General features: G+C 75.0%; 22 protein-coding genes. 18 read left to right on the top strand and 4 right to left on the bottom strand.

The window, feature by feature from the left end; translation table 11 throughout:
• Window positions 1-29 precede the first annotated feature (29 nt).
• Window positions 30-599, bottom strand: a complete 570-nt coding sequence (locus CPE01_RS07185; protein ID WP_146805978.1) for a TetR/AcrR family transcriptional regulator — start codon at window positions 597-599, stop codon at window positions 30-32.
• A 250-nt stretch (window positions 600-849) separates the two neighbouring features.
• On the opposite strand from CPE01_RS07185, the gene CPE01_RS07190 reads away from it, so the two are divergent.
• Complete coding sequence (locus CPE01_RS07190) at window positions 850-1,842, top strand: hypothetical protein (protein ID WP_222592883.1); 993 nt, start codon at window positions 850-852, stop codon at window positions 1,840-1,842.
• Between the two features lie 68 nt (window positions 1,843-1,910).
• On the opposite strand, the gene CPE01_RS07195 is transcribed toward CPE01_RS07190, so the two are convergent.
• On the bottom strand, window positions 1,911-2,327 hold the full coding sequence (locus CPE01_RS07195) for a PLD nuclease N-terminal domain-containing protein (RefSeq protein ID WP_146805979.1): 417 nt from the start codon (window positions 2,325-2,327) through the stop codon (window positions 1,911-1,913).
• Between the two features lie 275 nt (window positions 2,328-2,602).
• Between CPE01_RS07195 and CPE01_RS07200 the strand changes: the two genes are divergently transcribed.
• The 3 genes from CPE01_RS07200 to CPE01_RS07210 all read left to right on the top strand — a co-directional run bounded on the left by CPE01_RS07200 (window position 2,603) and on the right by CPE01_RS07210 (window position 6,254).
• Window positions 2,603-3,964: a cellulose binding domain-containing protein gene (locus CPE01_RS07200; protein ID WP_146805980.1), complete on the top strand. Its 1,362-nt coding sequence runs from the start codon at window positions 2,603-2,605 to the stop codon at window positions 3,962-3,964.
• A gap of 150 nt (window positions 3,965-4,114) precedes the next feature.
• A complete protein-coding gene (locus CPE01_RS07205; protein WP_146805981.1) occupies window positions 4,115-5,377 on the top strand; it encodes a hypothetical protein in 1,263 nt (420 codons plus the stop codon).
• Between the two features lie 49 nt (window positions 5,378-5,426).
• On the top strand, window positions 5,427-6,254 hold the full coding sequence (locus CPE01_RS07210; protein ID WP_146805982.1) for an alpha/beta fold hydrolase: 828 nt from the start codon (window positions 5,427-5,429) through the stop codon (window positions 6,252-6,254).
• Here CPE01_RS07210 and CPE01_RS07215 read toward each other — a convergent pair.
• The gene (locus CPE01_RS07215) at window positions 6,251-6,973 is read right to left on the bottom strand and encodes an esterase/lipase family protein (RefSeq protein WP_146805983.1); all 723 of its coding nucleotides are present in this window, start codon (window positions 6,971-6,973) and stop codon (window positions 6,251-6,253) included. The genes CPE01_RS07210 and CPE01_RS07215 overlap by 4 nt on opposite strands.
• A gap of 13 nt (window positions 6,974-6,986) precedes the next feature.
• Window positions 6,987-8,423, bottom strand: a complete 1,437-nt coding sequence (locus tag CPE01_RS07220; protein ID WP_246783798.1) for a coiled-coil domain-containing protein — start codon at window positions 8,421-8,423, stop codon at window positions 6,987-6,989.
• 294 nt (window positions 8,424-8,717) lie between these two features.
• Between CPE01_RS07220 and CPE01_RS07225 the strand changes: the two genes are divergently transcribed.
• The 14 genes from CPE01_RS07225 (at window position 8,718) to CPE01_RS07290 (ending at window position 23,175) form a co-directional block, all read left to right on the top strand.
• On the top strand, window positions 8,718-10,079 hold the full coding sequence (locus tag CPE01_RS07225) for an AI-2E family transporter (RefSeq protein WP_146805984.1): 1,362 nt from the start codon (window positions 8,718-8,720) through the stop codon (window positions 10,077-10,079).
• A gap of 184 nt (window positions 10,080-10,263) precedes the next feature.
• On the top strand, window positions 10,264-11,958 hold the full coding sequence (locus CPE01_RS07230; protein WP_146805985.1) for a hypothetical protein: 1,695 nt from the start codon (window positions 10,264-10,266) through the stop codon (window positions 11,956-11,958).
• 10 nt (window positions 11,959-11,968) lie between these two features.
• Window positions 11,969-12,349 carry a hypothetical protein gene (locus tag CPE01_RS07235; protein ID WP_048341910.1) on the top strand — a complete coding sequence of 127 codons (381 nt, stop codon included), beginning with the start codon at window positions 11,969-11,971 and terminating at the stop codon, window positions 12,347-12,349.
• Between the two features lie 12 nt (window positions 12,350-12,361).
• Window positions 12,362-13,702, top strand: a complete 1,341-nt coding sequence (locus CPE01_RS07240) for a hypothetical protein (protein ID WP_146805986.1) — start codon at window positions 12,362-12,364, stop codon at window positions 13,700-13,702.
• The gene (locus tag CPE01_RS07245) at window positions 13,699-14,397 is read left to right on the top strand and encodes a hypothetical protein (protein ID WP_146805987.1); all 699 of its coding nucleotides are present in this window, start codon (window positions 13,699-13,701) and stop codon (window positions 14,395-14,397) included. Before CPE01_RS07240 ends, CPE01_RS07245 begins: the two co-directional genes overlap by 4 nt.
• Window positions 14,394-15,404 carry a hypothetical protein gene (locus CPE01_RS16405; RefSeq protein WP_186811450.1) on the top strand — a complete coding sequence of 337 codons (1,011 nt, stop codon included), beginning with the start codon at window positions 14,394-14,396 and terminating at the stop codon, window positions 15,402-15,404. The genes CPE01_RS07245 and CPE01_RS16405 overlap by 4 nt, the downstream gene beginning before the upstream one ends.
• Window positions 15,401-16,051, top strand: coding sequence for a phage baseplate assembly protein V (locus tag CPE01_RS07255; protein WP_146805988.1), 651 nt, complete (start codon window positions 15,401-15,403; stop codon window positions 16,049-16,051). The genes CPE01_RS16405 and CPE01_RS07255 overlap by 4 nt, the downstream gene beginning before the upstream one ends.
• Window positions 16,051-16,452: a PAAR domain-containing protein gene (locus tag CPE01_RS07260; protein WP_146805989.1), complete on the top strand. Its 402-nt coding sequence runs from the start codon at window positions 16,051-16,053 to the stop codon at window positions 16,450-16,452. Before CPE01_RS07255 ends, CPE01_RS07260 begins: the two co-directional genes overlap by 1 nt.
• Complete coding sequence (locus CPE01_RS07265; protein WP_146805990.1) at window positions 16,449-16,901, top strand: hypothetical protein; 453 nt, start codon at window positions 16,449-16,451, stop codon at window positions 16,899-16,901. Before CPE01_RS07260 ends, CPE01_RS07265 begins: the two co-directional genes overlap by 4 nt.
• Window positions 16,898-18,685: a baseplate J/gp47 family protein gene (locus tag CPE01_RS07270; RefSeq protein WP_146805991.1), complete on the top strand. Its 1,788-nt coding sequence runs from the start codon at window positions 16,898-16,900 to the stop codon at window positions 18,683-18,685. Before CPE01_RS07265 ends, CPE01_RS07270 begins: the two co-directional genes overlap by 4 nt.
• The gene (locus CPE01_RS07275) at window positions 18,682-19,956 is read left to right on the top strand and encodes a hypothetical protein (RefSeq protein ID WP_146805992.1); all 1,275 of its coding nucleotides are present in this window, start codon (window positions 18,682-18,684) and stop codon (window positions 19,954-19,956) included. Before CPE01_RS07270 ends, CPE01_RS07275 begins: the two co-directional genes overlap by 4 nt.
• Window positions 19,957-19,966: 10 nt before the next feature.
• A complete protein-coding gene (locus tag CPE01_RS07280; RefSeq protein WP_146805993.1) occupies window positions 19,967-20,464 on the top strand; it encodes a hypothetical protein in 498 nt (165 codons plus the stop codon).
• 13 nt (window positions 20,465-20,477) lie between these two features.
• On the top strand, window positions 20,478-21,425 hold the full coding sequence (locus CPE01_RS07285) for a hypothetical protein (protein WP_146805994.1): 948 nt from the start codon (window positions 20,478-20,480) through the stop codon (window positions 21,423-21,425).
• 64 nt (window positions 21,426-21,489) lie between these two features.
• Window positions 21,490-23,175 carry a coiled-coil domain-containing protein gene (locus CPE01_RS07290; RefSeq protein WP_146805995.1) on the top strand — a complete coding sequence of 562 codons (1,686 nt, stop codon included), beginning with the start codon at window positions 21,490-21,492 and terminating at the stop codon, window positions 23,173-23,175.
• Window positions 23,176-23,177 lie beyond the last annotated feature (2 nt).

Below are 23,177 nucleotides of genomic sequence, written 5' to 3' on the forward strand. Positions count from 1 at the left end.
GACCCCGGTCGCCGTGAGCTCGCGCGCGGTCACGCGTCGGGGGTCGTCGGACGCATGCCGTCGAGCAGGATCGAGGTGAGACGGCCGACGAGGTCCGGCGCCCTGCGGCCCACCGCGTCGGGCAGAGGCCGGGTGATCAGGCCGATCGCGAGGACGAGCTCGAGCGCGCTCAGGTCGGCGCGGACGAGGTGCGCGGCGCGCGCCTGCGCGAGGAGGTCCTCGACGCCCGACAGCGCCTCGTCCTGCGCGGTGCGGACGGTCGCCGAGAGGTCGTCGGCCAGGTGCACGGCGAGCGCGGCGGACAGCGCGCCCAGGTCGAGGTCGACGAGCCGCCGCACGTAGCCGTGCCAGGCGGTGACCGGTGCGCTGCCCATCTGCTCGGCGGCGTCCTGCGCGGCTGCTCGCACGTCGTCGAGGATCGCGAGCGCGACCTCGTCGGCGAGGTCGGCGCGCGAGGCGAAGTTGCGGTAGAGCGTCGCGATCCCGACGCCCGCGGCCTCCGCCACCGCCTCGAGCGCGACGTCGCTGCCGTGCACGGCGAAGAGGTGGCGCGCGGCGCGGACCAGGCCGTCGCGGCGGCGCGCTGCATCGGCTCGCACGGATCCTCCGGTCTGTGATGGTCGCCACGGTCGTCGCGAGTTGACGGGACAAGTGTAACCGGAGGAGCATCCTCCGCATAACCGGAGGCGCAGTCTCCGATTACGTCGCCGCCTCCGGCGCGACCCCACCCTCCCACCCAAGGAACCCATGTCTGCGACGCACGACCAGCAACCTGCCGCCTCCCCCGAGCCTGCGGTGCTCCCCACCGCGGCACGCCGCGCCCCCCGACCGCTCGTCATCCTGGTCGGCATGACGGTCGCACTCGGTGCGGTCCTGGCGCTGCTGCTCGCGATCTTCATCCTGCCGTCGCTCAAGAGCGGCCCGCACGACCTGCCCGTCGGCGTCGTCGGCCCGCCCACCGCACTCACTCAGGTCGAGGAGGCGCTCGCGACCTCCGCGCCCGGCGCCTACGACCTGCAGCCGTTCGCGAGCGCGGACGCCCTCACGCAGGCGGTCGAGGACCGCGAGGTCGTGGGCGGGTTCGTCGTGGAGCCGACCGGTATCCGGGCCGTCGTCGCGACCGCGGGCTCGGCCGCGATCGCGCAGTCGGTGTCGGCGGCGGCCCAGGGCCTCGGCGCAGCCATGGGCGTCGCGGCGACGACGACGGACGTCGTGCCCCTGCCCGCGTCCGACCCGTCGGGCATCGGCATCGGCGGACTGGCGTTCCCGCTCGTGTTCGGCGGGATCGTGCCCGCCGTCGCGTTCCGCTCGGCGTTCGCGCGGAGCAACACCTGGAAGCTCGCGGGCATCGGCCTCTTCTCGCTCGTGGGCGGCATGATCGTCGCGGCCGTCCTGCAGTTCGGGTTCGGCAGCATCGAGTCCGCCTTCTGGCCCGTCGCGGCATCCATGGCCCTCGGCATCGCCGCGATGTCCTTCCCGCTGTCGGGCCTGCAGCTCGCGTTCGGCGGCAAGGGCTTCACGATCGGCGCGATGAGCATGATGTTCCTCGGCAACCCGTTCGCCGGGATCGCCACGACCGCCGCGTGGCTGCCGGCCGGTCTCGGCACGTTCGGCCAGATCCTGCCCCCGGGCGCGACAGGCACGCTCGTGCGCTCGGTCGCCTACTTCGGGGGCACCGGCGGCCTCACCGCGGGCCTCACGCTCGGCGCGTGGGTCGTCGGCGGACTCGTGATCCACACGGTCGGCAGCGTCCGCGCGAAGGCCGCGCCGGTCGTCGTCGCGACCGAGGGCGCCGCGGCCGAGGTCGACCAGCGCGAGGCGGTCGCCACCGTCGGGGCCTGAGCCGCCAGGACGAGCGGCCGGCTGATCCCGCCGTCAGGCTCGGCAGCCGCGCGCCGCCGGGACGCCCCTCAGCGCTGGGGCGGCGCCTGCGGGTCCTGGTCCGGAGCGCTGACGTCGTCGCCGAGCCGCGCCTCGCGCTCGCGCAGGCTGCGCTCCCAGTCGCGCAGCATCTGCTCGTGCTTCTCGTCGGACTCCCGCATCGCGGCGAGGAACTCCCGGTCGACGTCCGCCGAGGCGCGGGGACGCTCGTACTCCGGGAAGCCGGCCGTCTGCGTCGAGGGCCACGGGGCGTGCAGGCGCGGCTCGCGCTCCGGGCGGCCCGCGACGAGCCACGCGACCGCGCCGATCACCGGGACGAGCACGATGAGGAGCACCCACATGGACTTCGCGAGGTTGCGCACGCGGTACTGGTCGGTCTGGATGCAGTCGATCAGGCAGTAGACCGTCAGGCCGATCTCGACCAGGAACCCCACGTAGCGCAGCATCTCGTCCCCCGGCTGTCGGCCACGCCCCGACCGGCGTGCAGCCGCACCGTAGCGGAACGCCGGTCCCTCGCGGGCGAGTTCCGGCGCGCAGTCGGGCTGGTGAGGCACATGGTGCCTCTCCCGGCCCACCCTCGAAAGGTGCGGTGCGCATCCCGAAACGTTCAGGCCGTGTCTGCGGCGACGCCGCGCTCTGCACGATGAACTCGTTCACGCACCGCTCGAGGGGAGACGCAGTCATGTGGAGCGCACGGATCAGAGCGACCGCACGGTGGGGGGTGGCCGCACTCGTCGCCGTCGGGGCGATCACCGCCGCGGGGACGTCGGCGAACGCCGTCCAGACCACGCCGAACATCGCCTACGCCCCCGCCGACCCAGCCGGCTCGCGCGGGCACCTGCTCGACCTGTACGTCCCCGACGGGGCCGGCCCGTGGCCCCTCGTCGTGTGGTCGACCGGATCCGCGTGGACGTCCGACGACGGCAAGGCCGGCGCGAACGCGATCGCCCAGCAGCTCAACCCGCGCGGCATCGCGGTCGCGGGGGTGAGCGTCCGCTCGAGCTCGCAGGCGAAGTTCCCGGCCCAGGTCCACGACGTCAAGGCCGCGATCCGCTACCTGCGCGCGAACGCCGCGCAGTACCGGCTCGACCCCGGCAAGTTCGCCACGATGGGCGACTCCTCGGGCGGGTGGGTCGCCGCGATGGGCGCGCTCACCGGCGGCGTCGCCTCGCTCGAGGGCAACCTCGGCACGACGGGCGTGTCCAGCACGGTCCAGGCCGGCGTCGACTTCTTCGGACCGACCGACTTCATCCGCCTCGCGCAGCAGGACCAGGGCGGCTGGATCGACCACAACAGCCCCGACGCACCCGAGGCCCAGCTGCTCGGCTGCGCCATCCCGTCGTGCCCCGACAAGGCGCGCCAGGCCGACCCGATCAGGTACGTCGACGCGAACGACCCGCCGATGCTCCTGCTGCACGGGCGCGCGGACAACGTGGTGCCGCACGCGCAGACCGAGATCCTGTACGACGCACTCAACGCCGCGTGCGTCGACACCCGGTTCTTCTCGGTGCCGGGCGCCGGTCACAGCCACGCGGACGTCACGAGCGCCTCGCGCTACGGCCAGCAGACCGTCCGCACGACGGACGGCTGCCGCGAGACCGTCACCCAGGGCACCCCGAACCCGAGCTGGGACACGATCGCCGCGTTCCTGAAGGACGCCTGGGCAGGCACCGGCCCGACGCCGACGCCGACCCCCACCCCGACGCCGACGTCGACCCCCACGCCCACGCCGACCCCCACGCCGACGAGCACCCCGACCCCGACGCCCACGTCGTCGCCGACCTCGAACCCGCAGGCCGGGTGCACCGCGACGTACACGGTCGTGAGCAGCTGGCCGGGCGGGTTCGTCTCCGAGGTCAAGGTCACGGCAGGCAACGGACCCCTCGGCGGGTGGCGCGTCAGCGTCTCGCTGCCGTCCGGCTCGGCGACGAACGTGTGGAGCGGCCAGTCCGCCGGTGGCTCGCACCTGACGGTGACGAACGCTCCGTGGAACGGGCAGCTCGGCGCCGGGCAGAGCACGGTGTTCGGGTTCCAGGGCACCGGTTCCGGCGCTGGCGCCACCGTGAGCTGCGCGGCGGCTTAGTCCCGTCGCGCACCGCAGGACCGGCGGGCACGTGCCGACAGTGCCCGCCGGTCCTGCACCCCCGGCGTGTCCTCGTCGCCGTGACGCGCCCGTGACGCCGGTCCCGCTAGCGTCCGCGTATCGATCCCGACGAGCCTCGAGGAGGCTCCCATGACGCTCCGGACGCACGTGACCTTCCGGCGCGCGCTCGCCGCCGCGACCGCCGCGCTCACGCTCGTCGTGCTGGGTGCGGGGCCGTCGTCCGCAGCGAGCTGGCGGTCGTCGGTCGCCCTCCCCGTCGCGCGACTGGCCGCCACGGACGTGCAGGTCGGCGAGGACGGCATCACCGACGTCACGGCGGTCACCGGGTCGTCCGGCAGCACGACCCTGACCATGGTGACCGTGGGGGCCTCGTCGGGTGCCGTGCCCCAGGTGGCGTGGAGCCGCTCGAAGGTCACGGGCGACGTCGCGCTCGTCGAGTCCCCGAAGGGCGGCGCGGTCGTCGCCTGGACGCGGGACACCGCCGTCGAGTGGGACGACCCGACGACGCTGTACGTCGCGGCGCGTACCGCGGGATCGACGACCTGGACGTCGCCCACGAAGATCGGCCTGGTGCACGCCGGCGGTTTCGACCTGGGCGTGGACCGCTCGGGCCGGTACACGCTGGCGTACCGCACCGCGACCGCGACCCGGGTGCTCACCGGACGCCCCGGGTCCTGGGCCGCGCGCACCCTGCGCGCCGCGCTTCCCTCGGTCGACCTCGCCGTCGCGCCCGACGGCACGGCGGCGCTGCTCTCGGTCGGCGACGACTCGTCCGCGGCCGTCCTCTCGGTCGCGTCACGCGCGTCGGCGACCGGCGCGTGGACCGCACCGCAGGTCGTGCGACGCGACGCGAGCCCGGTCTTCCTCTACGGGACGCAGTCCGTGGTCGCCGCGTCCGGCGGGAGCGTCACCGTCGCGTGGAGCTCGGGGACGGGCGTGCGCGTGGCCTCGCGCACCTCGACCACGGGGTCCTGGGTGAGCACCACGGTGCCCGGCTGGTTCTTCGACCTGACCGGCCGCTCCGACGGCCGGGTCGAGCTCGCGAGCGGTGCCGTCCAGGTGCGCTCACGGGCAGCAGCGTCGACCACCTGGAGCACGCCGACGACGGTGGCCACGCGCAGCGGGGTGGTCGGGATCGACGAGGCGGCCGGCGCGACGCTCGCCGCGACCGTCGCGTGGGTCGAGGACCGCGGCACCGGCGCGCCCGGCGTGTACGTGCGGAACCGCTCGGCCTCCGGCTCGTGGGGCTCGGTCCGCCGCGCGGCCGACACGCGCGTCGAGTACGGCGACGTCCCGCACTCGTTCGTCGGCGTCGCGCGCTCGCTCGCGGGCCGTGCCGCGCTCGTCTACCAGTCGCCGTCGGGCAAGGTCTGGCTCCAGCGGTACCTGTAGCTGCCGGCGCCCTCTGGCCGCGGGCACCGTCGTCTGCCACGCTCGGGTCATGGACGCGCCCGACGAGGGATGGCGGGAGCGCCAGGTGGTCGTCGGGGAGCACCGCGTGCTGGTGCGCCAGAGCGACGAGCGGCCCGGCCGGCTCCCCGTGGTGCACGTGCACGGCTTCGCGATCTCGGGTGCGTCGCTCATGCCCACGGCGCGGCGCCTCGCCCCGTACGGCACGCAGGTCGTCCCCGACCTGCCCGGCTACGGCGGGAGCGAGCGCTGGGACCGCACGCTCGGCATCCCGGCCCTCGGGGACGCGCTCCTGCGCATCCTGGACGCTCTCGAGCTCGAGCGCGTCGTGCTGCTGGGCAACTCGATGGGGTGCCCGGTCAGCCTCGAGGTCGCGTACCAGGCGCCCGACCGCGTCGATCGCACGATCCTGGTCTCCCCCGCGGGCGGGGTCCAGAACCAGCCCTTCGGCCGCGCGCTGCGCCAGCTCGCGCAGGACGTCCTGCGCGAGAGCCCGCGGATGGTGCCCGTCGCCGTCCCCGACTACGTACGGTTCGGGCCGCTCAACGCGCTGCACCTGTTCAGCGAGCTCACCCGGTTCCCCTCGCTCGAGCGCCTGCTGCGTACCCCGGTCCCCACCCTCGCGGTGCTCGGCAGCCGCGACCCCCTCATGCCGCGGCCGCAGCGGGTGCGCGAGATCGCTCACCTCGTGCCGCCGCACGTCACGGTCGTGCTCATCGAGGGGGCCGCGCACGCGGTGAACTTCAGCCACCCGGGCGAGCTCGCGCACGTGGTGCGCTCCTGGCTCGACGGGCGCGAGATCGTCGACGACCCGGACGAGCCGGGGCGCTCGCGCGTCCTGCAGATCGGGCGCGGTTAGGGGCGCTCGTCGAGGACGTGCCGCACGACGAGGTCCACGAGAGCGGGGTCGGCGAGCACGCGGAAGTGGCCCGGCGTCGGCAGCACCACGTCGGCCCCGCCCGGTGGCACGACGGCGTCCGGCACGTGCGGGTCCCAGATGCTGCGCACCGCGACGATCCGGGCGTCGACCGTGCGGTCGAGCACGAGCGCGCGGATCACGGCGTCCCCGGGCACGAGTGCGCGGACCGCGCGCAGCGGCACCCACCGCGCGTACCGCGAGCCGCTGAACGGGGTGTTCACCGTGACCATCGACGCGATGCGCGCGTCGCCGGACGCGAGGTCGGCGAGCATGGCGTGCTTGCCGATCAGCCCGCCCTTGCTGTGCGCGAGCAGCACCACGTCGCGCAGGTCGCGCTCGGCGAGCGTACGCCGCAGGACGTCCGCCGACTCGGGCACGGGTCGGTGGTTGCGGCCGAGCGCGGGCACCGCGTGGACGCGCAGGCCCCGGCGGTGCAACCGCCTCGCGAGCGGCCGCAGGAAGTGCCACGCCTCGTACACGCCGGGGACGAGGACCACGGGCCGGCCCCGGACGGGTGGCCGCGCGAGCTCGTCGGCCCGCCACGGCGGCGCGAGCCCCGCGACGATCCACGCCACCGCGGCTGCGTAGTCGCGCACGCGCCACCACACGTGGAGCTCGCCCACCCGCGCGGGCAGGGAGCCGGTCAGCGCGCGGACCACGCGCGCCCTCGCGTCAGACCGCCCTCGGCGTGACCTCGGGCTCGACCGCGCCGGGCGGCGCCGGGCGGGCGAGCAGCGAGACGACGAGCAGGACGACGATCGCGACGAGCGCGGTCCACCCGACGAGTGCCGGGGTGACGCGGTCGGCGAGCACGATCACCAGCCCCGCGACCGACGCGACGACGATGCGCACGAAGACACGCTGCTCGTCGAGCCAGCGTCCGACCGGGCCTGTCGAGACGCCGTGCCGGTCCCCCAGCCCGCGCACGGCCGCCACGCCACGTCCCCACGACGAACGCAGCGAACGGGCCGCCGTGGACCCGCCCGCGACGAACGCGATGATCGCGACGGCCAGGCCGAGCACGGCGATCGCGCGCAGCGCCACGCGCAGGAACGCCACGACCTGGTCGTACACGACGACCGCCACGTCGGGACGCTGCACCGCGTCGGGCAGCGACTCGACGTACAGCGAGCGGCCGACCGCGATGCCCACCCCGAGCAGCAGCATCGCGCCCGCGAGCGCGAGCCCCGCGACGACGAGCGAGCGCGCGCGGTGCCGGGCCGCGAGCACCCCGCCCGCGAGCAGGAGCAGCGACACCCACGGCAGCCAGGTGCCGAGCGCGTGGAGCAGCCGGTAGGCGCTCTGCAGCCGCACCAGGTCGTCGCTCTGCATGAGCGGGAACGACGCGTCGATCGTCGGGAGCCGTTCCAGGATCGTGAAGCCGCGGTCGACCAGGAGCTGCGTGACGGCGTCGACGACGGTCGTGAGCTGCACGCTCAGCGTCCCGTCGGCGCCGATGCTCGCGATCGCGTCCGGGTCGCCCTGCAACGACGCGACGAGCTGCTCGTGCGCGGTGCGGTTCGCCTCGACCCAGGCCGTCGAGAACGCATCCGACGTGACGATCCTCTCCACCCCGCGTCGCACGAAGTCCGTCGCCGCGTTCACGAGCGGTTCCTGCAGCGACTCGACCAGCGTCGCGACACGGGGCGGCAGGCCGAGCCCGGCGAGCGCCGACGTGGCGTCGGCCGCAAGCTCGTCGACCCCGACCGCGTCGACGATCGCGGTCGTGAGCCGGTTGGTGACCGCCTGCTGCACGCCCGGGTCGTCCGCGAGCGGGCCCACGGTCGCGACCCACCGGTCGGTGTCCTCGACGAGGCCGCTCGCCCACGACGCGATCACGGCGACAGGTGCCAGCAGCGCGCCGGCCAGGATCAGGACGACCGCGAGCACGGACCGGCCGACGCGCCGCGGCGCTCGACGGCCCGGCTCGACGCCCCCGCCGGCGGCCGGTGTCACGGCGACCGGCGCCGTGGCCGTGCTCAGCCGCTGCTTGAGGCGTGCGTTCTCCGCCTCGAGCGCGGCCAGCCGCTCGCGCAGCTCGTCGTCGGACGCCGCGGGCGTCGCACCGCGGATCCCGCCGACGGGCACGGGTTCGGTGGGCTGCTCCACGGGGTGCGAGTCCGGGTCCGGCCGACGGGGCCGTGACCCCTTCGCCGCTCGTGGTGCCGACTCGTCTGCCATGACACACCTCCGTCGAGCTGCCCGCAGGCCTCGCGTCGAGGATCGCAGCCCGAGCCGAGACGCGCACCACCCTCCGCGGGCGATCCCGCGCCGGTGGCCGGCGCCCGTCCCGGCCGTCGCGCAGCCCCGCGCACGACGCACCGCGCGGCGACTCCTGTGCAGGTCGCGCGCCCGGTAGCGTCGTGCCGCACGTGCCGCTCCCGCTCGACCCGACGAGGACCGATGCCGAAGCCCCGTCCCGCCGCCGTCATGGACGCCCGCCGCCCTCCGGCCTGGCTGCCTCGCGCGTTGCTCATGTGCGCGCTGGCCGTGTTCGCCGCGGTGCTCGTCTGGCGCTCGCTCGGCCTGCTGACGAACGTCATCACGATCCTGGCGTGGTCGTGGTTCATCGCGCTGGCGATGGAGCCGCCGATCCGCTGGCTGTTGCGCCGTGGCATCCGCCGGACCCGCGCGACGGGCCTGGTCATGCTCGCGGCGGGCGTGCTCGTCACCGTCGTGATCGCCCTGTTCGGCAGCCTCTTCGTGCAGCAGGTGATCGACTTCGTGACGCACCTGCCCGAGTACTACGCGGACTTCGCGGAGTGGCTCGACGACCGCTTCGGGGCGCAGATCCCGACGGCCGACGAGGCGCTCGACACGATCGGCAAGAACTGGCAGTCGCTCGCCCCCGGCATCATCGGCGCGGGCGCGTCCATCGTCGGCGGCATCTTCAACGCGAGCTCGATCCTGCTGGTCACGTACTACATGGCCAGCGCCGGACCGCGGTTCCGCGCCTCCGTGCTCGCCTACCTCGAGCCGAGCCGGCAGCGCGAGGTGCTGCGCATCTGGGAGGTCTCGCAGGAGAAGGTCGCCGACTTCATCAACTCGCGCGTGGTGCTCGCGGCGCTCTCGACCGCGTTCACGTGGATCTTCTTCATGATCATCGACCTGCCGTACGCGCTCCCGCTCGCGGCGTTCACGGGCGTCGTCTCGCAGTTCGTCCCGACGATCGGCACCTACATCGGCGGCGCGCTGCCGGTGGCCGTCGCGCTGACGGTCTCGCCGCTCGAGGCGGTGCTCGTGCTGGCGTGGATCATCGCCTACCAGCAGCTCGAGAACTACGTGTTCTCCCCCAAGATCTCGGCCCGCGCGCTGCAGCTCAACCCCGCGGTGTCCTTCCTCGGCGTCATCGGGTTCGGGGCGGTGTTCGGCGCGATGGGCGCGTTCATCGCCCTGCCCGTCCTGGCGACCGTGCAGGCGGTCGCATCCACCTACGTCCGCCGCCACGAGATCGTCGACGACCCTCTGCTGCACGAGGACGTCGAGGCGCTGCGTCGCAACCGCGGCTGGTCGCAGGTCGACGAGGGCGACGGGGACGACGACGAGCCCCGCCCCCAAGGCACCCCGTCCGGGGGCCCTGGGCCCGCGTCCACGACCTGGAACGCACGCCTCCGCCGCCGGCCGGCGTCCCCGGTCGCGCCGCTCCCGACCGACCAGCCGCCCACCACGGACGGCGAGCCGGTCGACGGCGACACGGACGCCCCCGCGTCGGAGTCCGGCACGGCGTCGCCCGACGGCTCCTCGCAGGACGACACCGGACGCTGAGCCCACGGGCTCGTCGCCCCGCGGCCCGCGCGGCGTTCGTCCGCCTGTGACGCACGCGTGACGCCCGTGAGGCGCGTGCCGTCGCACGCTCGCCTGCGGGGGCTGCGACGCGGGCACGCCGATCCCGCGGGCTTCCTCCGGCCGACGCGTTCGCGCCGACCGGTCGTCGCGCGAGGAGGAAGCCATGGCGACGCTCGTCGTACCCGGAGTGCAGGTCGAGACACGGTTCGACGTCCTGCCGCCGCTGCCCGCGTCGTCGGGTGTCGTCGGCATCGCCGCGATCGTCGACCGACCTCCCGTCCCCGCGGCCCTCGTCGGGCTCTCCCGCGCGGCCGAGATCCCCGGGAGCCTCGGCCCCGGCACGGTCGCCTCGGCGCCGGAGATCGTGCACGCGCTCGCGAACGGCGCGTCCGAGGTGCTCGTGGCCCCCGTGGGTGGCGGCGGTGCGGCCTCGCTCGTGCTGCGCAACGCGGTCTCGACCGACGCGGTGCTGCTACGGGCCCGGTCGGTCGGGACGTGGGCGAACCAGGTCTCGGTCGACGTGCGCACCGTGACGAACGCCGCGGGCGAGACGGTGCGCGTGAGCCTGCGGGTGCTGCGCGGCGGGCAGGTCGTCGAGGAGTTCGCGGACCTCGTCGTCGAGCCCGGCTCGCACCAGGACCTGCTCGACACGATCAACACACGCTCGCTGTACCTCGTCGCGCTCGACCCGTCGCTCGCCGACGCACTGCCCGCCGCGGGCACGTACGTGCTCCCCGCGGACGGCACGGGCGTCGACGTCCCGCGCTCGGGCGCCGCGCAGACGCTGCTCACCCTCCTGCCCGAGCCCGAGGTCGACCCCACGGGCCTGACGGTCGAGGTGCTGTCGCCGTCGGCCGACAACGTCCGGGTCCGCGTGTTCCGGGACGGGGCCCAGGCCGAGGAGTTCACGCGCCTGACGATGAACCCGGACTCGGCGAACTACCTGCCCGCGGTGATCCTGCGCGAGAGCGCGCTCGTGCACGTCCGGCAGGCCTCGTCGCTCGCGGCGCCCGACCGGTTGCCCGTCGCGATCTCCCCCACGCCGCTGACGGGCGGCACGTCCCCGTCCGCGGCGGACTACCAGGACGCGATCAACCTGCTCGCGACCGACCCGCGGATCAGCCTCGTGACGGCCTCCCTCGAGCCGACCCGCACCGAGGCGTTCGTGCAGGTCGTGCACCAGGCGCTCGTCGCGCACGCCGTCGCCCAGGCCGACGCGGGCGCCCCGCGCATCGCGTTCGGCTCCGTGACGGTCGCCGAGCAGGCGAACCTCGACCGCATCCGCGACCACGCCGCTGGCGTGCGCAACCGCCGGTTCGTCCTGGTGACCCCCGCGGGTGCCGCAGGGGCCGTGATCGGCGCGGTCGCGCGGACCGGGCCGTCGATCTCGCCGACCTTCAAGCCGGTCCCGCTGTTCGGCATCCCGCCGGCCCGCTACACCGACAGCGAGCTCAACCGCCTGCTCGGGCCCACCCACAACGCGCTCGTCGTCGCCGAGCGGTCGGGGCGCGGCGTGATCGTGCTGCGCGGCCTCGACACGAGCGGCGACCAGATCTCCGTCACGCGCGTCGCCGACGCGTGCGTGCGCGAGGTCAAGGCCATCGCGGAGAACTTCATCGGCCAGCTCAACACCGCCGACGCCCGCACCGCGCTGCGTCAGCAGATCGTCGCGACGTTCACCCGCATGGAGCGCGCCGGCGAGCTCGTGCCGTCGACCGACGGCACGGACCCCGCGTTCCTCGTCGACGTGTACTCGACCCAGCTCGACTTCGCGCAGGGCAACGTCCGCATCGACATCGCGGTGCGCCCCGTGCGGGCCATCGACTTCGTCTACGCCACCATCCGCGTGAAGAACTGAGAGGCGCGCCATGCCCACCGTGTATGCGGCCAACGAGAGCTCCGTCCTGGTCAACGGCACGCCCGTCGAGGGTGTGCGCTCGGTCGAGCACCGCTCGGCCACGGTCCGCCAGGACCTGTACGCGCTCGGCTCGTCCGAGCGGATCGGCGTGGTCACCGGACCGCGCAACGTCGAGGGCCGGATCCGGGTCGCGTCGTCCGCGCCGGACCTCGACGCGCTCGTGGGCGACGACTTCTTCCAGATCACGGCACCGCTGCGGCAGGGCGGCACGACCGTCACCGTGAGCTTCGACGAGTGCCTGATGACCGAGAAGTCGTTCGCGATGAGCGCGGGCGGGCACGGCGAGACCGTGTACGCCTTCACGGCGACGCGCGTGCGCGAGGAGCGGTGAGGTCACCCGGCCATGAGCAGCGGTGCGGTCCAGCTCGTCGCGGACGGCGAGGTGCGCGTCGGCGACGTGACGTACCCCGGTGGGCTCCTGCCTGACGGGCGCGCCACGCTGCTGGGCGTCACCGTGCGTCGGCTGCGGCTCGCTGAGCGCGACCGTCTCGTCTCGCTGGTGGCCGGTCTCGTGACCGGGGCCGACGAGGCGCGCACGCTCGCGGGGCTGGTCCTCGCGGCCGCAGCCGCGCCCGGTGACGCGCTGCCCACGCACGACGACGACCTCGCGGCCGTCCAGGCGGTCGCTCTGCACCTCGCGGGCGCCGCGCTCGACGGTCCGCTCGCCCGCACGCGCCTGCTCGCCGGGCGGTCGGCCGGGGCTGCCGCGGACGACCTGCCGGCCGCCGACGCCGACCTGCTGGCCGCCGAGCTCGCGCGTGCCGTGGTCGTCGACGACGGGTGGACGCGTCTGGTCCTCGACGGCTCCGACTCGGGCGACGGACCGCCCAGGGCCGTGCGGGACCGCCTCGCGGCCGCGCTCCTGGCCCGCGCGTCGCAGCCGCTCGACCCGAGCCTGGCACGCGCGCTGCTCGGTGGGTCCGAGGGCGTCGAGGACGGCGCACCGCCCCAGTGGGCCGTGCGGGCGAGCGACCCCTGGTGGTCCGACGGCGGGTCGCCTGCTGCGGGTGCGGCGGACGCGGCGACCGGCGACGCGCCTGCCTGGACGTCGGGGACGGCCGGGGCCGCGTCCGGGCCGGGGCCGTCAGGCGACTCGAGCGCGGCGAGCGGGACGTCCGGCACGGGAGCCGGCGTCGGTCGGAGCCCGCAGCCGCTGCCGGAGGGGCCCGGCGTCGCGCGCCATGGCGCGCTCGTCGGCCACGACGCGGCCGGTCCGGTGGCCCTGCGGGCCGCACCGGGCGACGCCGCTGCGCTCGCCCGGGCGACGGTCTCGGCGCCGAGAGGCGTCGCGTCCGGCCCGGCCGGCTCGTGGCGTCCGTCTGTCGGGCCTGCCGCGACCGCGCCTGCCGCCGCACCCCGACGCGGGGCGGAACGCTCGGGTGGAGTCGACCGGTGGGGCGCACCGGTGACCTCGTCCGGCGCCGGAGCGACGAGCGCCCTCCTCGGCGCGGCGGGCGGCGCGTGGCCCCTCCCGACGCACCCCGCATGGACCTCCTGCGCACCGGGCGCGCTGGTCACGGGCGCTCGCTCCGCGCTCCACCACACGGACCGCGACGCGGTCACCGATGCGCCCACGGCTGCTCCGCGGGTGCCGTCCGACCGCGAACCCGCGACGTCCACCGGAGCCGACGACCTCGCGCGCGAGCTCCAGCGCGCGGCCGACCTGCGAGGGCTGCGCCGATGAGCCTGCCGAGCGGTCTGCCTGCCCCGGCACCGTCGTCGGGCGCTCGCCCCATGCCCGTGATCGGCGACGTGACGCTCACGGCGACGCAGCGCGTCGACCACGCGCTCGACGGCGGGTTCGTGGACGTGCCCGTGCTCGGCCTGCAGGGTCACGCGCAGCAGCGCAGCGGGCGCCCGAGCCACCGCATGGCGATCGCCGCGGTGCTCGCCGGCCCGACCGCGCTCGACGACCTGGCGTCACTGCAGACCCTCGCCGCCTCGGGTGAGCCGACGACGTTCTCCGCGGACATCGTCACCGCACTCGAGCTGCAGCAGGTCGTCGTGACGCGCCTCGCTGCGGCCGAGGTCGCCGGACGCCCCGGCGTGGTCGAGATCGTCGTCGAGCTCGCCGAGAGCCCACCCCTGCCACCTCCCGCACAGCTCGCAGGGTTCGGCGGGCTGGACGACTTCGGCCTCGGCGACCTGGGGTTCGACACGGACCTGCTGGGCGACCTCGCGGACCTCGCGAGCGACGTCGCCGGCGCGGTCGAGGGTGCGCTCGCCGCGGTCGACGCGTTGTCGGCGCTCGCCGGCCTCGCATCGTTCGACTTCGACGGCGTGCTCGCGCCCGTGCAGGACGTCCAGCGTTCGCTCGAGGAGTCCGGCAACCAGCTCGGCACCGCGCTCGACGCGCTCGGGGGGGTGTTCGGCTCATGACCTTGGTGACCAGCGCGACCGTCACGCTCGACGACCTGCAGTACACCGTGCAGATCCGCTCGGTCGCGGCCGAGCTCGTGCTGCTGCCCGGCGTGAACCGCGTCGAGGTGGCCATCGCGGCCGGGGTCGACGTCCCGGCCGCGGCGGGCGCCCGCGCGAGCGTCGAGCTCGACGGGGGCGACGGCCCCGCGGTCGTCATCACGGGGACGGTCGACCACGTCGAGCACACGACGCACGGGGCCGTGGTCGTCGTGACCGACGCGGGCGCGGCCCTCGCCGCGGCACGCCCCGCCGAGACCTACAACGGGCTGACGGGCGTGCAGGTCGTCGGCAAGCTCGCCGACCTCGCGTCCGCGGACACCGGCACGGTCATGGCCCTGACGCAGACCGCGGCCTACGTCGCCGACCCCCGCCGCACCGCCGCGGAGCACGTCGCGGCGATCGCGCGCCGGTCCGACGCGGTCGCGGCCGTCGACGCCGAGGGGCGCGTCACGGTCGTCGCGTGGCCGGTCGGCGTGCCGACCGCCGCGATGCGGCTCGACCGGGAGTTCACGTCGTTCACGACCTCGACCCACGCGCCCGGCCACGACTTCGCGCCCGTCGGCGCGGGCGGGTCGGGCGCGGCCCTGTCCCCCGACGTCTGGGTGCCCAGCACCGAGGCCGTCACGGGCGCCGACGACCCGGACGGCGCGCGCACGTGGGAGCCCGACGCGGTGCTGCGCACGCGGACCGACGTGGACCTCGCGGCACGCGGCGCGGCGAGCCGCCGGGCCGCAGCCACCGCGCGCCTGCGCGCGACGTGCTGGCTGCAGCCCGCGCGGCGTCCCGGCGACGTCGTGCGCATCGACGAGACCACCGACTCCTCCCAGGCCGGACCGTGGCTGCTGACCTCGGTGCGCCACGAGCTGTCCCCCGGGCTCGCACGGACCGCCCTCGTCGGGGTGTCGGCGGGCGCGGTCGACGACCTGCTCGGCGGGCTCACCGGCGGGTTGGGAGGTCTGCTGTGACGGACCTCCTCTACGACGCGGTCGCGCGCATCGCGCGGCACGAGGCGCAGGCGCAGTCGTGGGTCACCATCGGCTCGGTCACCGACGTGCACACGACCGCGGCGGGCAATCCGGACCACTCCGTGAGCGTGCGGCTGCGTGACTCGGGTGTCGTCGTGCCGCACGTGCCCGTCGCCGTGGGGGCGCTCGGCTTCGTCGCGACGCCCGCGGTCGACGACCTCGTCGTCGTGGCGTTCGCCGACGGCGACCCGCACGCGGGCGTCGTCGTGGGGCGGCTCTACCACCGCGACCTCGCACCGCCCGAGAACGCCGACGGCACGCTCGTGCTCCAGCTCCCGCCCGGCGACACCAAGGTCGACCTGCAGGTCGAGGCCGCGACGCCGCAGATCACGCTCACGGTCGGCGACGTGCACGTCGAGATCGCGCAGGACTCCGCGAAGGTGACGATCGGCGACTGCGAGCTCGTCGTCGACGGCGCCTCCCCCGGCACGCTCACGGCCACGGCGAAGGACAGCACGCTCACGCTCGGCGGCAACGGCGAGGTGACCCTCGAGGCGTCGACGAAGCTCACGCTCAAGGCGCCCGAGATCGTCATCGACGGCTCCGGCAAGGTCAAGGTCTCCGGTGGCGTCGTGGAGGTGAACTGATGGGCACTCCCGCGGTCGGCCAGGACGCCCAGGTCGTCGGCGTCGACATCCACGTCGTGCTCGTGCCCACGCCGGCCGGGAGCGTTCCGACGCCGCTGCCGCACCCGTTCGTCGCGCAGGTCAGCGGTGCGACCTGCTCGACCGTGACGATCGCGGGCAAGCCCGCCGCGACCAAGGGCAGCACGACCCAGAACAGCCCCGCGCACATCGCCCTGCCGCCCGGCGTCTCGTTCCAGTCGCCGCCGAGCAACCAGGGCACGGTCGACCAGGCGTCGAGCACGGTGAAGGTCGGTGGCAAGGGCCTCGCGCGCGTCGGCGACCTGGTCACGACATGCAACGACCCGAGCGACCAGACCACCGGGGCGGTCGTCGGACCGGTCGGGACGGTGATGGCGGGATGAACGACGTGCTCGGCACCGACCTGCGCGTGCTGCTCGGCCCACCCGCGATGGGCGCGCACGACACCTCGCCGCTCGACCTGCGGCTGGGGGCGGGCGTCGCGGACCGCAGCGCCGACGGGCCTCTGCTGCTCGACGGCCGCCACAACCTCGGCCAGGCGCTCGTGCTGCGGCTCCTGACGCCGCGCGGCGCGCTCGCGGGGCTCGGCCACGCCGACTACGGCTCACGCCTGCACGAGCTCATCGGGGAGCGCAAGGACGAGGCGAGCCGCGCGCGGTGCAAGACGTTCGTGCTCGAGGCCGTGGCGGCCGAGCCGCGCGTCGAGGACGAGGTCGTCGAGCTCACGTTCGACATCGCCTCCGAGGGGCCGTCCGAGCTGCGGTTCCTGCTCACCGTGCAACCCGTCGCGGGCGGCGAGCCCGTGTCCGTCGGGCTGGGGGTGGACCTGTGAACGGCCTGCCGGACGGCTTCTCGCCGCGCCCGTACCCGGAGATCGTCCGAGACACGCTGACGACGCTCACGGGCGGGACGGTGCGCGAGGTCGTCACCGTGCCGTCGGGCGACCTCGTCGTGCTGGACGCGCTGCGCGACCGGCCGATCCGGCGCGTCAGCCACCTGCAGGGCGTCGTCGAGGTCACCCGCCCGATGCGGGACGTGAACGGCGACGTCGTGCGCGACGCACAGGGCGAGGCCGTCAGCGAGACCGTGCCCGTGCCGTACCGGTTCACGGATGCCGACTTCGAGGTCGTCGCTACCGGGCAGCACGGCACCGAGCGTGACGCGATCCGGTTCCGCCCGACGGGCCGCCGACCCCCGACCGGGTCGACCGTCGTCGTCAACTACTACCCCTCGCAGGCCCGTCCCGCGCCCATCACGGACCTCAACGTCGGGTCGGTCGCGCGCACGCTGCTCGAGTCCGTGGCGCGTGAGCTCGCGCTCGTCGAGCTCCAGCTCGAGGCCGTGTACCGCTCGGCGTACCTCGAGACCGCGCAGGGCACGTCGCTCGACAAGGTCGTCGCGCTCGTGGGGATCGCGCGTCGGCCCGGTGGCGTCCCGACCGCGCGCGTGCGGTTCGCGCGCTCCGCGGGCTCGTCGGGGCGGATCACGGTGCCGGTCGGGACGGTCGTCGCCGACGCGCACTCGAACCGCTACGCGACCACCGTGCCGCTCGTGCTCGAGGTCGGCGAGCCGTCCCGCGAGGTGCTGGCCGCGGCGGTGTCACCCGCGACGCCCGCGGTGGGCGCCGGCGAGCTCGACCGCCTCGAGGTGCTCATCGCGGGGATCGGCGAGGTCGGCAACGAGTCGCCCGCGGCCGCGGCGGGCGGCGCGGAGTCGGACGACGACCTGCGGCGACGCGCCCGCGGCGCGCTCGCGGTCGCGGCGCGCGGCACGCTCGACGCGCTGACGCTCGGCATCACGCACCTGGAGGGCGTGCAGGCCGTCACCGCGACGGAGTTCCCGCACGGGCTGCCGGGCGAGGTCGAGCTGTCCATCAGCTACGACGGCGAGCCGTCGCCCGATCTGCTCCGGCTCGTCGCCGAACGCGTCGAGGACCTGCGCCCTGCGGGCATCCGCGTGACGACGGGACGCACCGCGACGACGCCCGTGCAGGTCACGGCGACGCTCGTGCTCGCCGGGACGGGCGTCGGCGGCGTCGAGCTCGCGTCGCTGCAGTCCGCGCTCGAGGCGCGCGTGACCGCGGTCCTGCGCGGCCTGCCGCCGGGCGGCACGGCACGGCCGGGGCCGCTGTCCGCCGCGGCGCTGTCCGACCCGCGGATCGTCGACGCGACGTTCGGGCTCGACATCGGCGCAGGCCCGCAGCCCTCGGTGACCGCCCCGGCGGGGACGGTGCTCACGCCGGTCACACCGTTCCAGCACCTCGTGACGACCGAGAGCGGCACCGGTGCGGGGGCGACCGTGCTCGTCGACGCGCTGGTCCCGGTGCACCTCGCGCCGGGCGTGACCGCGACGGACGCCGAGCAGGCCATGGGCCTGGCGGCACGCTCGTGGGCGGCCGCGCTGCGCCCGGGGACGGCGATCACCGTCGACGCGTTCATCGCCGCCGTCCGGGACGACACCCGCTACGCGGTGGTGCGCGCCGACGTCGCGCTGACCACCGAGGCGGGTGACCGGTTCCTGCGTCTGGCCGACGGCCTCGGCGCGCACCCGCTGGGGTCCGAGGACCGCGCCGAGATCCGTTCGGTCGCGCTCGACGTCCGCGAGGGAGGAGCATGATGCGCGCCGACGCGGTGCTCGAGCACCTGCCCACCCTCTACCGCGAGGGCGTCGTGGTCGGCGCGTTCGCCGGTACCTGGGGCGTCCAGCTCGACGGGCTCGACGAGGCCGGTGTCTCGGTGCAGCGCGCGCACTGGTTCGACTCGACCCCCGACCTCGACGAGGCGGTCGCGCTGGCGGCGCTGCTCGACATCGCCCCGGAGCCCTTCCACGCCGGGCTCGGCGAGTTCCGCGCGTGGGTGCATGCGATGGTCCGCGCCCGCCTGCAGCTCGGTGCCGTCACGCGCGAGGCGCTGCGCGTGCTCGTCGCCGACTACGCCGAGGGCTTCCAGCAGGCCGCGGGGATCCGCACGGTCGCGCGCATCGACGCGTGGAGCCCCGACGCGCGCGGGCCGCAGCTCGTCGACAACCCCACCCGCGTGCAGGACGCGCGGCTGCCCGACTCGGGCGGCTGGGAGCCGCTCGCGCACCTCGCGGTCGACAACCGCGGCCTCGACCCGGCCGAGTGGGCGGTCGTGCTGCGCGGGACCGGTCCGGCGCCCGAGCACTCGCCCCTCGTGGTGAACCGGACGACCGGCCACGCGGTGCTGTTCCGCGGCACGCTCGCACTCGGCCAGCGCCTGACGATCGCGCCGTCCGCCGCCGACCGCTCGCTGCTGCGCGCCGACCTCGACGGGCACGACGTCACTGACCGCCTCATGGTGTGGACCGGGCTGACGGCCGGCGGCGACGGGCCGGGTGAGCCCGCGGCGCAGCTCACCGCCGGCGCGCTGGCCCGCGGCCAGAACGACCTGTGGTTCCTGCCGCTGGCGACCTACGACGCCCCCGGGCTCGGCCGCTACCTGCTCGCGATGGCCGACGACACGCTCAGCCAGGCCCGCTTCGACACGACCGCCTTCGACCGGTCGCTGTTCGCGCAGCCCGCGCTGGTCTCCGCGCGCGTCGCGTGGGTCGAGGCGCAGCCCGCGACGCTCGAGGTGCGCCTGCACGCCGCGACGCTGACGTCGCCGCCGGGCGAGACCGAGGACGCCGTGCTCGCACGGGGCCGGCTCGAGGCGGGGCTCGACGCGGCCGTCGACCGCACGTCCGGCGCGGGCATCGGGGCCGACGTGGTGCTGCGTGCGTTCACCGAGCGCCAGCCCGGCGAGGCGCACCTCGTCGGCGTCTGGCCCCGCACGTTCCGTGCCGCCGGCCCGACCGGCGCCGACTCGCTGCCGGACGCCGGCGCGACCTTCGACGTGACCGACTTCGACGACTCCGTGCTGAGCTGAGGGAGCGACCATGAAGGCGAAGCTGCACCTGATCCTCACCGACCCCGGCGGGGCTGTCGTCGCCGAGCGGCGCGAGCACAACACCGTCATGGCGACGGGTGCGCGCCTGATCGCGGACCTGTTCGCGGGCACGGGCTCCCCCATCACGCACATGGGCGTCGGCACGAACGACGACGCACCCGAGGACGTCGGCGTCACGGCGCTCACCAACGGCAGCGGCGACGACACGGCGCTCGTCGGCAGCACGATGACGACGATCGCCGCGTCCGCGTTCACCGCGACGCTCGTCGACGAGCGCCGCGTGGTCCAGGTCCGCGTGCGCGCGACCCTCCCGAACGACGCGGCCGTCGGCCGCATCCGCGAGGCCGGGCTGCTCGCGCAGGGCGAGGGCGGCCCCGTCCTCTACAACCGCGTGGTCTTCGCCCCCGTCGACAAGGGCGACGACCACGAGCTGACGCTGTTCTGGGAAGTCGAGTTCCCGTACGGCGACCTCCAGTGGCTGACGTGAAAGGGGCCCGGTGATGGCCAAGGCAGCGTTCGACATCCGCCTCGAGGGGTACACCCCCGCGAACCGCGACGCGGTCGTCAAGCTCGTCAACCAGTCGACCGGCCAGGCGGTCGAGCGCAAGCCGTTCCTCGACGGCTCGCTGCTCGTGCGCGACCTCGACCCCGGCAGCTGGGAGATGACCGTCTCGCACCCGAACCTGGTCAACGCGATCGAACGTCGCGTCGTGCGTCTGTTCCCGCAGGACATCCCGACGCGCGTACCGGTGATCGTGCCGCCCGACCTCTTCCGGGACACCCCGATCCGGGACATCCCCGACGCGGACCTCGCGCCCGTCCAGCAGCAGGCGGGTGCGATCACGACGAACGTGGGCCGCCTCGCCACCAAGGCGGCGGGCGAGGTCATCCGCGCCGAGGACTGGAACGTGCTGGCCTCGGCCGTCGCCGACCTCGCCCGGGCCGTGGGCGAGCTGACCCGGCTCGTGTCTCCCGTGGGCCACGACCACCCCGAGATCGCCGAGAAGATCGCCGAGGTGCAGGGCAACATCCTGCGGTTCAGCGAGTCGTTCGGGCGCAGCCTGCTCGAGCTGCGGCGCGAGGTCGAGAGCCAGAACCTGCGCGGGCGCCTGACGGCCGTGCTCGACAAGGGCGCCGCCAGCACGGCGGTCCGGGACCGGGTGCTCGCGCGCGTCGGCGAGCTCGAGCAGTCGACACTCGTCACGACCGCGCAGTGGACCCCGATGATCGCCAACCACTCGAACGCGGCGATCCGCGAGGTCATGGAGCTCGCGAACGAGCAGGGCACCGGGGCCGACGACTTCCTGGCCTCGCCCGAGGTGAGCGGCGCGCTCACGCTCCTGCAGACGTTCTCCGTCGCGGGCGGCATCAGCAAGCCCGAAGAGGAGCTCGAGACCTACCGGCGCGGCATCGCGGCCGCGGGTCCCGCGCTGTTCCGGCCCCGGTGAGGGCCCGCCCGTGACGCACCAGGGCCGACCACCGTCGACCACCCGCAGCCCGAAGGAGTGAGCCATGGCCACCGTCGTCGAGATCGAACGCCTGCAGGCGCTCGTCGAGCGCCTGGGTCCGCTCGCGGCCAAGGCGCGCGGTGAGCTCATCGCGGCCGACGACTGGAACACGCTCGTCGCCGCGCTCATCGAGGTGGGTCGCGCCACCGTCGCGAGCGGCCAGGCGGGCGTGCCGCAGCACGAGCATCCCGACCAGGTGTCGATCGGCTGGCTCGACCCGCAGCTGCGCCAGATCATCACGGGCGGCGGCCTGAAGGACCCCGCGCTCGACAGCGCGCTCATCAAGCTGCGGCGCGACGTGGGGCTGCTCGACACGCGCCTGTCGCGCGTCGGCGAGGACCTGGCGTCCACGCGGACCCGGGTGGACGTCGTCGCGACGAACGACCTGACCCGCAGCGCGACGCTCGACCGCCTCAACCGCAAGGTGCTGGGCGCGGCCGACGACCGCGGCGACATCGCCGACATGCGCACGACGCTGCGCACGCTGCAGGTCGAGGTCGGACGCGCGGTCGAGGTCGGCAGCCAGCTCGAGGTCGACGGGCGACCCGTCGACGTCCCCGGTCTGGTGCAGCGCCTCGGCGACGTCGAGAAGCTCCGCGACCGGCTGACCCGGCCCGACGGCTCGCTGCTCGACGCCTCCGGCCTGGAGATCCGGCTCACCGAACTGCAGACGTCGCTCGTGACGCAGGACCAGCTCACCGAGGCGATCGACGAGGTGCGCGAGGGCCGCGGCGGAGCGGGCGACCTCGAGCAGGTGCTCGACGCCGCGCGGCAGGCGGCACGCACCGAGGCGGGCTCGGCGGTCGAGACGCTCGGGACCGACCTGCGCTCGCAGCTCCAGGCTCGCTTCGCGGAGATCGGCCCGGTGGTCGACGCGGCCGTCAAGCGCGAGACCGCCGCGCTCGTCGACCAGGTGCTCACCACGACGCGCAACGAGCTCGCCGAGTCGCTCACGAACCTGGACACCGAGGTTCGCGAGGCCGTCGCCGCCGACCTGGACCGACGCCTCGAGGTCGCCGACGCACGCACGCGCGACCAGCTCGACCAGCTCCAGGCGTCGATCGCGCCGCAGGTCGAGCGCGCGGTCGACAACCAGCTCGCGAACGCGCTCGGCGACGTCCGGGCGCAGCTCGAGCGCGTCGACGAGCGGCAGTCCGCGCTCGAGTCCCAGGTCAAGGAGAACAGCACGCGCATCGCGCAGCTCGACGAGCGCATCGAGGTCAACCGCCGCGCGGAGGCCGTCGAGCGGGAGCAGCTCCGCAAGGACCTGCTCACCGAGATCAGCCGCCTCGAGGAGCAGATCGACACGCGCATCGGGCGGGGCCTGACCGACGTCCGCACGCAGCTCGCGCTCGACCTGGAGGCGAACGTGCTCGCGGCGCGGCGTGAGCTCGAGGTCTCCCTCGCCGAGGTCGCCCGGCAGGCCGCGACGACCGAGGTGCAGGTCCTCGGCAACGGGCTGCAGACCGACGTGCAGGGCGTGGTGCGCCAGGCGGTCGCCACGGAGACCGCGGGCGTGCGCGACACGGTCGAGTCCGAGCTGGCCGGGCTGCGCCAGCAGGTCGCCGGGCTCGTCACCAACGAGGTCGCGCGCCAGACCCAGGACGTCCCGCTGATCGTCGAGAAGCAGCTCGCGACGCTGCGTCCCGAGCTGGAACGACTCGTCGACTCCCGGATCGGGCGGAGGTGAGG

Origin of the sequence: Cellulomonas persica, assembly GCF_007989825.1 — a bacterium.
Lineage (GTDB): Bacteria > Actinomycetota > Actinomycetes > Actinomycetales > Cellulomonadaceae > Cellulomonas > Cellulomonas persica.

Coding starts and splice junctions, on each gene's coding strand:
- CPE01_RS07285 (WP_146805994.1), top strand. CDS start 20,478: ATGGCCAAGGCAGCGTTCGACATCCGCCTCGAGGGGTACACCCCCGCG.
- CPE01_RS16405 (WP_186811450.1), top strand. CDS start 14,394: ATGACCTTGGTGACCAGCGCGACCGTCACGCTCGACGACCTGCAGTAC.
- CPE01_RS07230 (WP_146805985.1), top strand. CDS start 10,264: ATGGCGACGCTCGTCGTACCCGGAGTGCAGGTCGAGACACGGTTCGAC.
- CPE01_RS07240 (WP_146805986.1), top strand. CDS start 12,362: ATGAGCAGCGGTGCGGTCCAGCTCGTCGCGGACGGCGAGGTGCGCGTC.
- CPE01_RS07245 (WP_146805987.1), top strand. CDS start 13,699: ATGAGCCTGCCGAGCGGTCTGCCTGCCCCGGCACCGTCGTCGGGCGCT.
- CPE01_RS07190 (WP_222592883.1), top strand. CDS start 850: ATGACGGTCGCACTCGGTGCGGTCCTGGCGCTGCTGCTCGCGATCTTC.
- CPE01_RS07290 (WP_146805995.1), top strand. CDS start 21,490: ATGGCCACCGTCGTCGAGATCGAACGCCTGCAGGCGCTCGTCGAGCGC.
- CPE01_RS07210 (WP_146805982.1), top strand. CDS start 5,427: ATGGACGCGCCCGACGAGGGATGGCGGGAGCGCCAGGTGGTCGTCGGG.
- CPE01_RS07195 (WP_146805979.1), bottom strand. CDS start 2,327: ATGCTGCGCTACGTGGGGTTCCTGGTCGAGATCGGCCTGACGGTCTAC.
- CPE01_RS07275 (WP_146805992.1), top strand. CDS start 18,682: ATGATGCGCGCCGACGCGGTGCTCGAGCACCTGCCCACCCTCTACCGC.
- CPE01_RS07265 (WP_146805990.1), top strand. CDS start 16,449: ATGAACGACGTGCTCGGCACCGACCTGCGCGTGCTGCTCGGCCCACCC.
- CPE01_RS07225 (WP_146805984.1), top strand. CDS start 8,718: ATGCCGAAGCCCCGTCCCGCCGCCGTCATGGACGCCCGCCGCCCTCCG.
- CPE01_RS07235 (WP_048341910.1), top strand. CDS start 11,969: ATGCCCACCGTGTATGCGGCCAACGAGAGCTCCGTCCTGGTCAACGGC.
- CPE01_RS07205 (WP_146805981.1), top strand. CDS start 4,115: ATGACGCTCCGGACGCACGTGACCTTCCGGCGCGCGCTCGCCGCCGCG.
- CPE01_RS07260 (WP_146805989.1), top strand. CDS start 16,051: ATGGGCACTCCCGCGGTCGGCCAGGACGCCCAGGTCGTCGGCGTCGAC.
- CPE01_RS07280 (WP_146805993.1), top strand. CDS start 19,967: ATGAAGGCGAAGCTGCACCTGATCCTCACCGACCCCGGCGGGGCTGTC.